The organism is Mucilaginibacter ximonensis (assembly GCF_042686265.1).
In the GTDB taxonomy this organism is placed as follows: domain Bacteria; phylum Bacteroidota; class Bacteroidia; order Sphingobacteriales; family Sphingobacteriaceae; genus Mucilaginibacter; species Mucilaginibacter ximonensis.
Window position 1 is genome coordinate 382354 of sequence record NZ_JBHUPD010000001.1, and the last position, 15247, is coordinate 397600.

The 15247-nt window shown below is 42.6% G+C and carries 13 protein-coding genes; 4 read left to right on the plus strand and 9 right to left on the minus strand.

Going from position 1 to position 15247, the window contains the following annotated elements; translation table 11 throughout:
• Positions 1 to 120 precede the first annotated feature (120 nt).
• The gene (locus ACFS5N_RS01795) at positions 121 to 846 is read right to left on the minus strand and encodes a DUF4290 domain-containing protein (protein ID WP_377181608.1); all 726 of its coding nucleotides are present in this window, start codon (positions 844 to 846) and stop codon (positions 121 to 123) included.
• 307 nt (positions 847 to 1153) lie between these two features.
• On the opposite strand from ACFS5N_RS01795, the gene ACFS5N_RS01800 reads away from it, so the two are divergent.
• Positions 1154 to 2263, plus strand: coding sequence for a mandelate racemase/muconate lactonizing enzyme family protein (locus ACFS5N_RS01800; protein WP_377181610.1), 1110 nt, complete (start codon positions 1154 to 1156; stop codon positions 2261 to 2263).
• 66 nt (positions 2264 to 2329) lie between these two features.
• Here ACFS5N_RS01800 and ACFS5N_RS01805 read toward each other — a convergent pair whose 3' ends face one another.
• Complete coding sequence (locus ACFS5N_RS01805) at positions 2330 to 3703, minus strand: dipeptidase (RefSeq protein WP_377181612.1); 1374 nt, start codon at positions 3701 to 3703, stop codon at positions 2330 to 2332.
• A 151-nt stretch (positions 3704 to 3854) separates the two neighbouring features.
• Between ACFS5N_RS01805 and ACFS5N_RS01810 the strand changes: the two genes are divergently transcribed.
• Complete coding sequence (locus ACFS5N_RS01810) at positions 3855 to 4805, plus strand: GDSL-type esterase/lipase family protein (RefSeq protein WP_377181614.1); 951 nt, start codon at positions 3855 to 3857, stop codon at positions 4803 to 4805.
• Between the two features lie 218 nt (positions 4806 to 5023).
• Here ACFS5N_RS01810 and ACFS5N_RS01815 read toward each other — a convergent pair whose 3' ends face one another.
• The 4 genes from ACFS5N_RS01815 to ACFS5N_RS01830 form a co-directional block, all read right to left on the minus strand.
• Positions 5024 to 5320 (minus strand): hypothetical protein, encoded by a 297-nt coding sequence (locus ACFS5N_RS01815; RefSeq protein WP_377181616.1) that lies wholly within the window; start codon positions 5318 to 5320, stop codon positions 5024 to 5026.
• A gap of 63 nt (positions 5321 to 5383) precedes the next feature.
• The gene (locus tag ACFS5N_RS01820) at positions 5384 to 5680 is read right to left on the minus strand and encodes a hypothetical protein (RefSeq protein ID WP_377181618.1); all 297 of its coding nucleotides are present in this window, start codon (positions 5678 to 5680) and stop codon (positions 5384 to 5386) included.
• A 54-nt stretch (positions 5681 to 5734) separates the two neighbouring features.
• A complete protein-coding gene (locus ACFS5N_RS01825) occupies positions 5735 to 6037 on the minus strand; it encodes a hypothetical protein (RefSeq protein WP_377181620.1) in 303 nt (100 codons plus the stop codon).
• An 85-nt stretch (positions 6038 to 6122) separates the two neighbouring features.
• A complete protein-coding gene (locus ACFS5N_RS01830; RefSeq protein WP_377181622.1) occupies positions 6123 to 6284 on the minus strand; it encodes a hypothetical protein in 162 nt (53 codons plus the stop codon).
• A gap of 588 nt (positions 6285 to 6872) precedes the next feature.
• On the opposite strand from ACFS5N_RS01830, the gene ACFS5N_RS01835 reads away from it, so the two are divergent.
• The gene (locus ACFS5N_RS01835; RefSeq protein WP_377181624.1) at positions 6873 to 8300 is read left to right on the plus strand and encodes a tetratricopeptide repeat protein; all 1428 of its coding nucleotides are present in this window, start codon (positions 6873 to 6875) and stop codon (positions 8298 to 8300) included.
• A gap of 7 nt (positions 8301 to 8307) precedes the next feature.
• Here the strand turns inward: ACFS5N_RS01835 and ACFS5N_RS01840 are convergent, their stop codons facing one another.
• The 3 genes from ACFS5N_RS01840 to ACFS5N_RS01850 all read right to left on the minus strand — a co-directional run bounded on the left by ACFS5N_RS01840 (position 8308) and on the right by ACFS5N_RS01850 (position 11618).
• Positions 8308 to 8601 (minus strand): hypothetical protein, encoded by a 294-nt coding sequence (locus ACFS5N_RS01840; protein WP_377181626.1) that lies wholly within the window; start codon positions 8599 to 8601, stop codon positions 8308 to 8310.
• Positions 8602 to 8790: 189 nt separating this feature from the next.
• Positions 8791 to 9171: a helix-turn-helix domain-containing protein gene (locus ACFS5N_RS01845; RefSeq protein WP_377181628.1), complete on the minus strand. Its 381-nt coding sequence runs from the start codon at positions 9169 to 9171 to the stop codon at positions 8791 to 8793.
• Between the two features lie 158 nt (positions 9172 to 9329).
• Positions 9330 to 11618 (minus strand): ATP-dependent helicase, encoded by a 2289-nt coding sequence (locus ACFS5N_RS01850; protein WP_377181630.1) that lies wholly within the window; start codon positions 11616 to 11618, stop codon positions 9330 to 9332.
• Between the two features lie 969 nt (positions 11619 to 12587).
• Between ACFS5N_RS01850 and ACFS5N_RS01855 the strand changes: the two genes are divergently transcribed.
• Complete coding sequence (locus tag ACFS5N_RS01855) at positions 12588 to 15242, plus strand: glycoside hydrolase family 2 protein (protein ID WP_377181632.1); 2655 nt, start codon at positions 12588 to 12590, stop codon at positions 15240 to 15242.
• Positions 15243 to 15247 lie beyond the last annotated feature (5 nt).

Genomic DNA, 15247 nt, shown 5'->3' on the forward strand with positions numbered 1-15247 from the left:
ATGCTGAGCCTGTCGAAGCATAGCGGGTAAGGGCCAACGCCCGCACTTCGACGGGCTCAGGGTGACGCCCCTTCATATAGTTGTTGTAAACAAAAAAGGCCGCTCATTGCGGCCTTTCATTTATCGTTTACCCCCGTTATTACGGTTACGGTTGTTTTGGTTGTTGTTATTGTTGCGCTGGTTGTTATTGTTATTATTACGACCACCGCCACCACCGCCGCCGCGGTTTTGGTTGTTGTTATTTTTGCGTGGGTTGTTATTTTTTTCCTGCGGGCGGTACTCAATCTTATTCAGGTTCATCGACTCGTCTACCTGCAATTCGCCGCGCGACATGGCTACCAGGTCGGCCAGTATGGTTTCGTCAGATACCGAGTCTTTATTCCATTGTACATAAGCCATTTTCATAAAGTTGGCTATAGCTTGTACCATATGTTTACGGCGCTCGGGCTCTTCAATACTTTTGGCCTTGTCAATCATCAGCTCGATGGTTTTACCGTAGTGACGGTAGCGGATACGCTGATTAGGGTAACGCAGCGGCTCGGGTTTAAAGTGGATAGCGTCCTCGCTTGGTTTGGGGTATGGAGAGTCAACATCGATCTGAAAACCTGAAATAATATGTAGGTGATCCCATAGCTTGTGCTTAAAGTCGGCCACATCGCGCAGATGCGGATTCAGGAAACCCATCAGGTCAATCACCACTTGTGCGTATCGGTTGCGTTCCTCTTTAGTCGGCAGGTTTACAATGTACTTAACCATGTTTTGTACGTTGCGGCCGTATTCAGACAGGATGAGTTTATTCCTGGTTGAATTATAATCAAAATCTTTAGGCGTGTTATCTGTTGCCATATATCAATGAAATGTTTTTTTAAGAAAGTTTTAAATCAGCCAGGCGACTTTCTTCCGATCATCAGAATACAGGCGGCTAAAATTGAAATATTTGTTTACAAAGACAACGATGCGCCTTTGCGAAGTGGTTAAGCAAATATAGTGCAAAATTTGCAACATGCAAATTTGGTTGCTGTAGAGACGCGATACTTCGCGTCTAAAATAAGATAGGTTAATAAGGTTCCACCTCATACATTCATCAGACGCGAAGCATCGCGTCTCTACAAATAATGAAAAAACGCGTCATTTTTTTTCCTTATTTTCGTTTATGGCCGCACCATTAATTATTACCCATACAGATATTTACCGTTTCAGCATCCCGATGGAACCATTTACTATCGCGACGGGAACAATGACACACGCGCAAAATGTATTTATCCGCGTATATACTGATGGCGGAATTTATGGTGTGGGCGAATGCTCAGCTTTTCCGATGATCGTCGGCGAGACGCAGGACACCTGCCTGGCGGTAGCGCGCGACTTTGCAAATTTGTGGAAGGGTAAGGACGCGCTGGATATTATAGCCAGATTGCAGCAATTGCATGACGCCACAGCCGGCAACAGTACAATTAAAAGCGCTTTTGATATGGCTTTGTATGACATTGCTGCAAAGCATGCCGGTGTGCCACTTTACCGCTACCTGGGCGGCGAACCACGTGTTGTGGAGAGCGACATCACCATCGGTATTAATACACCTGAAACCATGGCCCGGCGTGCTATCGAGTTCCAAAAATCGGGCGCTAATATTTTGAAGGTTAAGCTGGGGAAGAAAGCTGTGGAAGATGTACAGCGCATTAAACTGATTAGGGAAGCCGTAGGACCGGCAATGAAGATCAGGGTGGATGCCAACCAGGGCTGGAGCTTTGACGATGCTGTGTTTGCTTTACAGGCCCTGGGAAGCTACGATATTGAGTTTTGCGAACAGCCCATGCGCACCTGGTTTGATGACAAACTACCGGAATTAATGAAACTGTCGCCGGTAAAAATTATGGCTGATGAAAGCGTGTATAATCATCATGACGCACGCAAGCAGATTGAGAGTGGTTCATGTGATTATATTAATATTAAAATGGCTAAATCGGGCGGAATATTTGAGGCGCGCCAGATACATGACCTGGCGGCGCGCCACGGTATTGCTTGCATGATGGGCGGTATGCTGGAGAGCCGTATTGCGCTTAGCGCCAAGTTACATTTTGCTTACAGCAGCCCCAATATCCGCTTTTATGATATGGACACCTGCATGCTGGGGCATTTGGCCGACCCGTGCATTGGCGGCGTAGCTTATGACGGTTATAAGTTGAATATTGATGATACTCCCGGCGTAGGAGCAGATGCCGATGAAGGTTTTTTGGAAAACTGTGAAAGGTTTACTATTTAAGTATTGAAGAATAAAGATTGAAGATTAGAGGTATGCTGCCAATCTTCAATCTTTAATAACTAATCTTTACTTTCCATTCAGCTCTGCAAAGTATTTATGAAACAATGGAATGGTCTCAATCCCTTTGTAATAATTGAAGATGTCATATTTTTCATTCGGCGAATGCAGCGCATCGCTATCCAGCCCGAAGCCCATTAATACGGTTTTAATGCCCAGTTCAGCCTCAAATAAGGCTACTATGGGTATACTGCCGCCGCCGCGGGTTGGGATAGGGGCTTTACCAAACGATTCAGTAATGGCTTTCTGAGCTGCGCGATAAGCAACGCTGTCGGTAGGGGTAACTACAGGTTCGCCGCCATGGTGCGGGGTTACTGTTACTTTTACTGATTTCGGTGCAATTTTCAGAAAATGATCGGTAAATAACTGGGTGATCTTTTTTGAGCTTTGATCAGGTACCAAACGCATTGATATTTTAGCATTGGCTTTTGAAGGCAATACCGTTTTCGCGCCTTCGCCAATATATCCACCCCAAATACCATTTACCTCAAGAGTTGGGCGGGTGCCTGTACGCTCAAAGGTTGTATAGCCGTTTTCGCCCCAAAGTTCGGCAACATCTAAATCTTTTTTGTACTCGGTTTCGTCATAAGGGGCCGCGTTTAGCTCTTTGCGTTCCAGCTCAGTAAGCTCAATCACATCATTATAAAAACCCGGGATAGTAATATGATTGTTTTCGTCATGCAATGAGGCAATCATTTTAGCCAAAATAGTAGCCGGGTTAGCTACGGCACCGCCATAAACCCCAGAGTGCAGGTCGCGGTTAGGGCCCACAACCTCAACTTCAAGGTATGATAAGCCACGCAGGCCGGTTTCAAGCGATGGGTTTTCCATGCTGATCATAGAGGTGTCTGATATCAATACTACATCAGCCTTAAGTTTTTCTTTGTTTGCTTTAACAAAAATGCCCAGGTTGCTTGAGCCCACCTCTTCCTCGCCCTCAATCATAATTTTGATATTGCAAGGTAGGGTACCGGTTTGCATCATTAGCTCAAAAGCTTTTATGTGCATATAAAACTGGCCCTTATCATCGCAGGCGCCCCTTGCGTAAATTTTGCCGTCGCGAACGGTTGGCTCAAACGGTGGTGTTTTCCAAAGTTCCAACGGGTCGGGTGGCTGCACGTCATAGTGCCCATAAACCAATACGGTTGGTTTATCAGGATCGATGATCTTTTCGCCAAATACAATGGGATATCCCGCAGTTGGGCAAACCTCAACATTGTCTGCACCTGCATCGCGCAGCTTTTGGGCCACGTAGTCGGCTGTTTTTAAAACGTCGTCTTTATATTTAGGGTCGGCACTTACTGATGGGAAGCGTAACAGCTCGAAAAGCTCATCCAGAAGGCGCTGTTTATTTTGCGCTACATATTGTTTAATGTCTTGCATAATAGATCTGTTTTGGGCAAATATAGAGCTATTTAACAATTATGTTACGCTTGTTGATTTTTAACACATTAACCTTTTAACCTTCAGGTTCTGTATTGATATGCGGCTTTTGCTATATTTGCTTTATACAATTAACTACAACGCTTAATAAATGGATTATCGTAAGATAATTTTTATATCATTTGTATTTTCTATTCTGATTTTAGCGGCGCATGCACAGGCGCCTGTTTGTAGTGCAGCATCCAAATTTTACGGTAAGGATAGCATCAACGTCACAACTTTTGGCGCCAGTACGGTGGCCGGAGTGGGCGGTTTTTCTTTCCAGGAGGATTTGCAAGCCAATATAGAAAGTTGCTATACCGGTGTTATCGTAACAGTTACCAAAAATGGTGTATCCGGGCAAACAACCACAGAGGGGCTCCCCCGGTTCTTACCTGCTATAGCGGGCCGTACAGGTTTTATTGTGATACTGATGGGGGCCAATGATGCCCTTGCATTGGCTGATAAAAAGGCCGTTATGGCTACCACCGAAAAAAACATGCGGTATTATATTGAAACATCGCTTAAAAACAAGCTTATACCTATTATTGGTACCATACAGTTTTTTAATGATAAAGGCGACCAGCGGCTCAAAACAGCCAACTTATACGTCAGCCAGATCAATACCATTTACCGCCGCCTGGTGCAGCAATATCATGTCTACCTTGCAGATGTAAACAGGGCTATCGGGCGCGATTATTCACTTTACCAGGATTACGTCCATCCAAATGCTGCCGGTTATAAATTAATAAGCTACGTATGGTTTGACGCTATCAATCGTGCTATCGAAGATAAGTTGCTGGTAGTGGGGCTCAATCAAAATTTTCCTAATCCGGCGGTTGATCGTACCAGTATCGGTTTCAGCTTATCGCAAGCGGGGCATGTGGTTATTAACTTGTATAATATTTACGGTCGCTTTGTTAAAACCTTGTACGATTCTTATCAAAACGCAGGTTATAGCGTAGTTAATTTGCCCCTGGTAAATCTTGATCCGGGAATCTATATTTATAGTATGCAGGTCGGCGGGCAGATACTTAGTAAAAAAATGATCGTTACGCGGTGAGTGAGTGAGTGAGTGAGTGAGTGAGTGAGTGAGTGAGTGAGTGAGTGAGTGAGTGAGTGAGTGACAAGTCCGGGCATTATACCCGCAAAACTTTATGCTTAATCAGAATTGTTTGTGAGTTAAGTAAAGGCTCAGCCCTTGTATTTGGGGTTGTTAGTTAGCTTCGTGTTTTTCGCTGGCGCGATGTCTTAGTGATGGTGTAAACTAGGGGAGTATGGTTAAGAACGGTCGGCGGTACCCAAAGTGTTTTTCTCGCCATTGCGGTCAGCGGTGCCTAAAGTGTTTTTCTCGCCGTTTCTGTCAGCGGTACCTAAAGTATTTTTCTCGCCGTTACAGTCAGCAGTACCCAAAGTGTTTTTTTCGCCATTACGGTCAGCAGTGCCTAAAGTATTTTTCTCGCCGTTGCGATCAGCAGTACCTAAAGTGTTTTTTTCTTTTACGGTGGTAGCAGCAAATGAAGTTGTAGATATAGCGGTTGAGAAGATGATAGCTGAAGCGATGATTAATTTTTTCATGGTCTTTATAACTTGTATAGATACTTTCTTTGGGTAGGTTAATTTGTTGTCGTAGAGGTTGAATTAGAATCTGTCAGCAGTACCCAAAGTGTTTTTCTCGCCATTACGGTCAGCAGTGCCTAAAGTATTTTTCTCGCCATTACGGTCAGCAGTACCTAAAGTGTTTTTCTCGCCATTACGGTCAGCAGTACCCAAAGTGTTTTTCTCGCCGTTACGGTCAGCAGTACCTAAAGTGTTTTTTTCGCCGTTACGGTCAGCAGTACCCAAAGTATTTTTTTCTTTAACAGTAGTAGCAGCAAATGAAGTTGTAGATATAGCGGTTGAGAAGATGATAGCTGAAGCGATAATTAATTTTTTCATGACTTTATGTATTATAGCGTGTTGTTGTGATCTGTTTGTTATTTGTGTTTGTTATTAGAATTTGTCGGCGGTACCTAAAGTGTTTTTCTCACCGTTTCTGTCAGCCGTGCCTAAAGTGTTTTTCTCACCGTTTCTGTCAGCAGTACCTAAAGTGTTTTTCTCGCCATTACGGTCAGCAGTGCCTAAGGTATTTTTCTCACCGTTACGGTCAGCAGTACCTAAAGTGTTTTTTTCGCCATTTCTGTCAGCTGTACCAAGCGTATTCTTTTCACCCCCTTTTCGTACTACGGTAGCAAATGATGAAGTTGAAATGCTGGTTGATAAAATGATTGCTGAAGCTATAATTAATTTTTTCATGATCGTATGGATATAAAGAGGGTGTTATTTACTTTTTAATTGTTAGTATTTATTGATTGTATTTACCTGTTAATGTTGGTCTTAATTAGTCGGCAGTTGCCAAAACGTTTGCTTTTGCGCTAACCATAGCTTTTGCTAATGATTCTGTAGCTGGTTTTTCAACTACGTTGCTTGGAGTTGAGGTTTTTAACAGTGACAATACTCCAACTGATAAAACGATTGCTGCGGCGAAGATTACTTTTAACATGGCTTCTAATTTTTAAAACTTAAGGATATGGTTAATTCTAATAGGGTTAAATTTTGCTTAATCGGCTGTTGCCAATGTGTTATTGTTGATATAAGGATTGAAAGAAAATATCGACATGGTTTCTTTTATCGTCTCCTTTTTTGAGCACGAAGTCAAAATTCCGAGCGTTAAAGTGATAATTAGTAAAAATGTCGTTTTTTTCATAATCGTTAATTTTTTAATATAATATATTATTAAATATTTTAAAAGTTATTCACATTAACTATAGGTTAACCAATATAGCGAACTTATGGGATTTGCTTTTGCAATTACTGCGCTTTTACCCGGCGCTAAACTGTTACTTGTTTATACTACTTTCGTTAGCTTTTTCCTATACTTTAAATTATTTAATGCTTAATTACTTTTAGTTTCTTAATCTATATTTTTTTGATATTCAATTACTTAACAAGGCAAAGATATATATGTTTTGTTAATTACAAAGCAAACATTCAAAAACTTTTCAACAACTAAAATACTTTTTCCGGCGAATAGAAAATATGTAACGTATTATTTATAACTTTCACCATAATTATTCGTAAAAGGTATTTAATGAAGAAAGCCTGCGCAATTTTACTTTTTATCTTAGCTTCTTTCTCTGTATACGCAACTGATGCGCGGGATGTTACCCAAAAAGATACTACTGAGGTAATTACATTAAATAAAAATGCGTACGATAATCGTTTAACCAACTCCAGAGAAACTGTTGACGATGCAGAAAAGGCCCTGGCATTGGCCCGTAAGCTTGACTATAAGCGCGGCATAGCCGAAGCCCTGCGCGTAAAAGGTATAGGCGAATACTATTTGAACAAGCCCGACAGCGCACTTTCTCATTATTTTGAGGCAATCAGCTGGTTTGAAAAATTACCCGATGAACGTGGTATAGCCAAAGTCAACAATAACATTGGTAACTTATACCAAATGGTTGATTACGAAAAAGCCCTGAGTTACTTTAACAAATCGTTAGAAACGGCCAAGAAATACAAGGATACATCGTTAATTGCGTCGCTGTACCTGAATATAGGTAATATTTATAACCGCAAAAATATGTTTGTGGCGGCGCTTAATTATTATAATAAGAGTTATGAGCTGTTTACCAGGCTAAATAATACCACAATCCTGGTTCAATGTCTTGAAGACCTTGGGGTTATTTATTATAACCAGCGCGACTTTGCAAAGGCAAAAAAATATTTGCTTGAGGCCCACCAAAAGGCCAGGGATATGGATATGAATTCATCCGTAGCTGCTATAAACCTTACACTTACAGATTTATATGTGGCCGAAGGAAATTATGCCGAAGCTGAAAAATATTTGGAAGAGGGCCGCAATTACTCTATGCTGATACACAGCGATAAGGATATTTACGACTATAAGCACACCGCTTATGAAATGGAGCTGAAACGCAAAAACTATAAAGCCGCCTTAGACAACCTGAGAGGTATATACCAGTTGGATAGCGTGAATTTCCGATCGAACACCTCGGAGCGTTTTGCTTTTTTTCAGCAGGAAAAACAACGTGAGTTAGCCGCTATTTCACAGCAAAAAAGGGAGGAAGTTGCCAGAATTATATACTGGTCGTTAACCATTACTGCCGGTTTACTTGTGGTAGTAATAGTACTTTTGGTGGCCAATGTAAAACGTAAGGCCGCCACTAATGCGCAGCTGCAAGGACTGAACAGTGAAATATCCCGGCAAAAAGATAACCTGGACCGCATTAACCATCACTTGGAAGAAATCATCGACGAGCGTACCAGGGACCTGCAGATCAAGAACAAAAAATTATCAGAATATTCATCTTACCTGTCGCACCAGATACGCGGACCTATAGCGACGCTTAAAGGCTTGATGAACCTGGAAAAAGAGGGATTGGTTGACCAGGCCGAGTGTATTAATATGATGGATAAGTGCGTATCAGAGATTGATGAAAAGATCATTGAAATGAGCGATATGCTGCATGATCCCGGCCGCACAGGCCTGTAAAACAGGCTTACGACGCGATGGGTAATGTGGCATGTATCTGCGCCTCAACCCAGCCCATATACACACAATACCACGATATCATTTGTAATATTAAAAGCTGGCGATGCTTTTTATAGCCTTTAGTTTCAAAAGCCAGGATTTTTTTACCTATGGTAACGAAAAAGCTGATTTCGCCCTTAGCAGTTTTATAAGTTGATCTGGCCATTTCAACAGCTCTGACCTTTAATTTACTTTTTTGGTCATGTATAGTAGCCGAAACTCTTTTTGAATGTTGCGGTATGGATATCAGATAGTTAGACATATGACTGCTTTATTGTTCAGACATATACAACAAACCTTGAACCAATTTAAAATTTGAAAGGCAGAAAGATACTTATTCGTCAGTATTTCGAGTGTTTATTAATCGGAGTCTAAATAAATTAACTTAAGGTAAAATACTCAGACCCCGGTTATTATAAATAGCACACAAACTGTTACAATTATCAAACAATTAATATGACGTTACCTGCAGCGGAGACTTCGTATTGCGCAACTCCTCATAAAGCAATATCACTTTGCGTTGCAGGTTCACTATCTCCGATTCGCGGTCGGTTAGCTTTTTCTGCAGCATGATCAGATTCGACGGGGTCTGTTCCACATCTTCCGATTCAAGCGCTATTATCTGCACTACGTCGATTTCATAAATATCCGCAATTTGCTCAAGCCTTGACAAGTTAATGTCAGTAACACCGGTCTCAATTTTAGAGAAAGCCGGGATTGAAATTCCCAAACGGTTAGCTACATCTTCCTGGCTCCACCCGCGCTGATGGCGCAGTGTCCGAATGTTTTGGCCGATGGTTTTGTTGGTCTTCTTTTTTTGTGTGTCAGTCATTTCAGTAATAGTTAATTGTAGGGTAAAAGGTCAAAACCAGTTATCCAAAACCTATGCCACACAAAAAAGGGCGATTATTAAGCTAATATGAAATGAATATTTATTATTTGTGGATTTAAACGGGGAATTGCTTCCCCGAAACTGGGAAGCGTAGTTAATTATAGGTTTACTATACTTAGTTTAGCAAACTTTAAAAGCAGTTGTTTCTGGCCAATTTCTTTAAAGAAAATAGTCGCCTTAATATCAGGTTTGTTACCTTCTAAACTAATTACCTTACCAAAGCCAAAACGCTCGTGCTCCACTTCCATGCCTACCTGCAGGTTTGAAGTATCTGACGGTTTAAAGTTGGCCGACGGCACATGCGCCTTAGCCAGTATAGACGTAGTTTTAGGTGGTGCTGACACAGTTTTTGGCTTAGGTTTGCTAAATTTATCATCGTTGCGGCTCCATGAGGTGCGCTCGTCGTCATAATTCAAGCTGCCTACCGATGGTTCTTTGCGGGCCGTGAAATCAAGTTCCAGATATTTAGCATCTATCTCGTCTAAAAAACGACTGGGCTCGCAGTTAATCAACGTGCCGAATTTGAAACGCGATGTGGCATAACTAATGGTTAACTTATGCTCGGCGCGTGTTACAGCTACATAAAATAAGCGGCGCTCTTCTTCAAGATCCGACCGTGAGTTTAAAGACATTTGCGAAGGAAAAAGATTCTCCTCCAGGCCTACCACATACACGTGCGGAAACTCCAGACCTTTAGAGGAGTGTATGGTCATCAGCGATATGGTGTCGGCGTCCTTGTCTTTATCCTTATCGTCATTGGTTAGCAAGGCAACGTCCTGCATAAAAACATCCAGGCCTTTCTCTTCAATGTCCTCGCGCTCGCTAAATTCTTTGATACCGTTTAGCAGCTCCTGTATATTCTCGTAACGATTCAGTCCCTCTACCGATTTGTCTTCATACAGATCTTTTAAAAGCCCTGAATGCTGTGCAATGTACAACGCGGCTTCATAAGCGGTCTGTGTTTTGGTAAGCACCTGGAAGCTTTGTATCATCGTAGCAAAGGCGTTAACAGAGCCGGACACGCGGCCTTCCAGGTATCTCTCGGGCGATATGATTACTTCCCAGGGTGTAATACCATGCTGGTCGGCAGCTACAATGATTTTATCAATGGTTGTGTCGCCAATACCGCGGCGCGGATAATTGATTACGCGTTTTAGCGCCTCCTCGTCGTTGGGGTTAAAAGTCAGACGGAAATAAGCGATTAGATCCTTGATCTCCTTACGCTGGTAAAATGACAATCCTCCGTAAATTTTGTAGGGCATGCCCAATTTGCGCAAGGCCTCCTCCATGGAGCGCGACTGCGCATTAGTGCGGTACAAAATGGCAAAGTCGCTCCACTTCATACCCTTCGAACTGCGTTGCTGCATAATATCTTCGGCAACGCTTTTGCCTTCTTCATTATCGCTGAAAGCACGCAGCACTTTTATTTTGTCGCCCTGGTCTTTCTCTGAAAAAACGTTCTTTTTAAGCTGATCTTTATTATTGGCGATGATGCTGTTGGCAACATTTACAATGTTTTGCGTCGAGCGGTAGTTCTGTTCAAGTTTGAAAACTTTCAGGTCGGGGTAATCCTTCTCAAAATTCAGGATGTTTTGAATGTTTGCTCCGCGAAAGGCGTAGATACTTTGCGCATCGTCGCCCACCACACAAATATTTTCGTTAACAGCCGCAAGTTTTTTGACGATAAGATATTGCGAAAAGTTGGTGTCCTGATACTCATCTACCATCAGGTATTTAAACTTGTGCTGATATTTATTGAGTACTTCGGGGTACTGTTTTAATAGTTCGTTGGTTTTAAATAAAAGGTCATCAAAGTCCATGGCGCCCGCACGGAAGCAGCGCTGTACATAAGTTTGATAAATGACACCCATTTGTGGCCGGTTTGACGAGATGTCGTCGGCCTGTATCTGGTCGTTTTTCTGGTACTCCATCCACGATACCAGGTTATTCTTTGCTGCCGATATACGGTTAAGCACAAAGTTTACGCTATAAAGCTTGTCGTCCAGGCTCATCTCTTTTAAAATGGCGCGGATCACGCTTTTGCTGTCGTCGGTATCGTAAATGGTAAAGTTGCTTGGATAGCCAATTTTATCGGCCTCTACACGCAAAATTTTGGCAAAAACAGAGTGGAAAGTACCCATCCATATATTTTTAGCCTCCGGGCCAACCAGGTTGGTTATACGCTCGCGCATTTCGCGGGCGGCTTTGTTGGTAAAGGTTAATACCAGGATGTTGAACGAGTCGACACCGCTGCGTATCAGGTGGGCTACCCGATAGGTGATAACCCGGGTTTTGCCCGACCCGGCACCCGCAATGATCATTACCGGGCCATTAATATGTTGTACTGCTCCTCTTTGTTCGGGGTTTAATCCTGCTAAATAATCCAATGCTTTTCCCTCGTTTCTGTGTGTTGCGAAATTAAGGTTTTGACATGAAAGGCGAAAGGTTTTGCTATTGTTTTTAGCGTTTGATTTTAAACATTTGATAAGATAGGCGGCACCTACGGAGCCTTACACAGTTTATGTTGTTGGCTATAAACATGGGACTCCTCTGGAGTCTTTAAATCGCTAAATCGCTCCGTAGGGGTTTCGTGTTTATAGAAGCAAACAAAAGAGAAAAAAGCCTTAAGAGAGGTCCCTAAAAGCATGATTATATTGCTACAAATCAGACAGAAGAACTATCGCCCATTGATGAAAAACATGATTATTCTCGCGATCATGGGTATTGCGAACGATAAAATGCAGATGTATAAAACAAGATTTATTGATTGTCTTTGACTAATGCGCAAACTGCTAAAAGGCCTTTCTCCGTGAAGCATTTTGGCATATCGCCCTTGATTTATATAGATGTATTGATAAAGTTGTATAAATAATAACCCTAATATTATATATACTAAACCAGGAATTTGCCATTGGGTAAACGAATTGGTTTCTAAATATTCGACGATTTTAACAATGAATAATATTTGTATCATTGAAATAATACCCAAGACATATGCGGCTCTTTCCTGAGGGGTTCTTATTCTATTTGCGGTTTGAGAAGTAGAAAACCACATAGTCAAATAATAATACATGAAATCGAATATTCCCATTTACCTAATCATCATCGGACCTCAAAAATTATCCATCGTGTATATATATTTCAAGATTAAATAATTATTTTGACATTTTAAGTTCCTTTAAAATCTTCAGCTGCTCATCTTAAGTGTAGATATTTGTAATCAAACTCCCGCCTGTTAGCTCCGTAGGAGCTTCGTATTTTTAGAATACGCCAGAAATAATTCAAAGGCGCCGTAGGTGCCTCCTAAAAACGCAGCAATTTTATACATTTACAGAAAGCTATAACCCAACAAGCCAATGCGTCATTTTACCTTTAAACAATCAGCACTGATCCTGTCGGTTGTATTTTTTATGGCGATGACTGAAACCTCATCAGCCCAAACCAGTTACGAATTAAAAGCCGGCTGGAAATGCAAGGCAGCTACTGCTGTTAGTGAAACCGGCGATAAAATATCTGCCGAAGGGTATCAGCTAAATGGCTGGCAGCCTGCAACCGTGCCAGGTACCGTGCTGACTACGCAGCTCAATAATAAACAGGTCCCTGATCCTTTTTATGGGATGAATAACAAACAGATTCCGGACATCTATGTAACCGGGCGCGATTATTACACTTATTGGTTCATCAAAGATTTTAAAGAAGTTAAGCCTGCCGGCGATGGCCAGGTTTACCTGAACATGCGTGGCGTAAACTATGGCTATAACCTATTTTTAAACGGGCACCAGTTAAACGATAAAGTGTTGCAAGGCATGTTTCTGCGCCGAAGCTTCAATATCACTAAATGGCTGGCAAAAAATGGCAATAACCGGTTGGCTGTAATTGTTTTCCCGCCCGACCCGGTGGGTAACCCCAACGGCGGCCAGGGCGGCGATGGTACCATAGCCCGCAACGTAAGTATTCAATACACCCCGGGCTGGGACTGGATACAACCCATACATGACCGCAACACCGGCATCTGGGACAAAGTAACCATCGAAAAAACGGCCGGTGTACGCATAATCGATCCGCATGTGGTAACCCTGGTTCCGGGTGTGCGTCAAAGCAGCGGTGTACAGAAACCTGCTACCATACAAGTATCGGCACAACTGGAAAATGCAACCGGCAAAGCTATAAGCGGCTACTTAAAATATAATCTGGATGGCAAAGCGGTAAGCAAAAAAGTTACCTTGCAGCCGGGTGTCACAACAGAGGTTAAGTTAAAAGATTACACACTTCAAAATCCAAAACTGTGGTGGCCAAATGGTTACGGTCAGCAAAATTTGTATCATTTAAATCTGCAGTTTGTTACTGCGGCTAATAAAATATCCGACCAAAAAAATATAGAGGTAGGGGTGCGCCAGCTAACCAGCGAATGGAACGCACATACCCAAAGCCGGCAGATTAATGTTAATGGCCAAAAAATATTTATTAAAGGCGGCAACTGGATTGTGAGCGACGAAATGCTGCGCTTTAGCAACGCCCGTTACGATGCAGAGGTGCGCTTTCACCGCGATATGAACCTGAACCTGATACGTGTTTGGGGCGGCGCTTTGATTGAGCGGCCTGAGTTTTATGAAGCCTGCGATAAGTATGGCATTATGGTGTTTCAGGACATGTGGGGATCGGGCGATTGTAACGGCCGCTGGCAGGACCCTAAGAAACTGGACGACCAGGCTACACGCCGCAAATATCCGGACGATCATGCCTTGTACATCCGCTCAATAGAAGACCAGGTTAAAATGGTGCGTAATTATCCCTCGCTGGCTATATGGTGCGGCGGTAATGAGATTACACAGCCCGATGATATTTTAAAAGCCGTGCGCGACACCATTATGCCTGCGTTGGACAACACCCGCTGGTTTGTTGATTTCTCGAACTCGCTTGATATGTCTAAAACCGAAAAAGGTACTAATGGTGACGGGCCTTACGGCATACAACCCTTATCGGCGTTCTGGGCGCATAAAACTTATCCCTTTAATTCGGAGGTAGGTTCGGTAGGTATTGGCGATTATGAATCGCTGAAACGCATCATTCCTGAAAAAAATATGGTGGTGCCCGAGTATGATCCGGCGACGCATAAAGAAAGTATCGACTCGGTTTGGCGCTATCATACCTACATTGGTTATGATGATTTTATTGACAAATACGGTAAAGCCAAAGATGTGCGCGACTTTGCGGAAAAAGCCCAGCTGGTAAACTACGACCAATACCGCGGCTTAATGGAAGGCTTTAGCTCGCACATGTGGGACTGGTATACCGGTACCATCATCTGGAAAACCCAGAACCCGTGGAGCGCCATGCGCGGGCAGATGTATGATTATTACCTCGACCCCAATGCTTGCCTTTACGGCTTGCACAATGGCAGCGCACCAGTACATATTATGTTTAACCCAACCGATAGCACTGTGAAAGTGGTAAACAATACATTTGCCAATCTTAAACACTTAACCGCTACTGTTAAACTTTACCAGATAAACGGCGACGAAAAACCTATTACCACGCTGTTTCAAGACATAAACGCCAGCAGTGTTGCCGATGTGATCAACATCCGCAAGGAATTGAAAATCATAGCGGCCGATCATGGCGCTTTCCTTGACCTGCGCTTAACCGACGACCAGAAAAATATCGTCAGCGATAATATTTATTGGCTGGCCGATAAATATGGTCAGTATTCGGGATTAAACGAGATGCCGCCATCAACAGTAATGGTAAGCGCCAAACAGGTAGCCAAAGGCAAAATAGCCGTAACGCTAAGTAATCCAAAACAAGCCCCGGTAGCATTCTTTAACCGGGTGTCGCTGGTAAATCCTACAACTAAACAGCGTGTTATGCCGGTATTTTATTCGGATAATTATGTGTCGGTATTGCCCGGTGAACAGAAAACCGTGGTGCTGGATTATGACCTCAATATCACGAAGCCAAAAGTTGCTGTAAGGGGATGGAATTTGGTTGAGGAGTTGGTGGATGTGAAATAAATTAT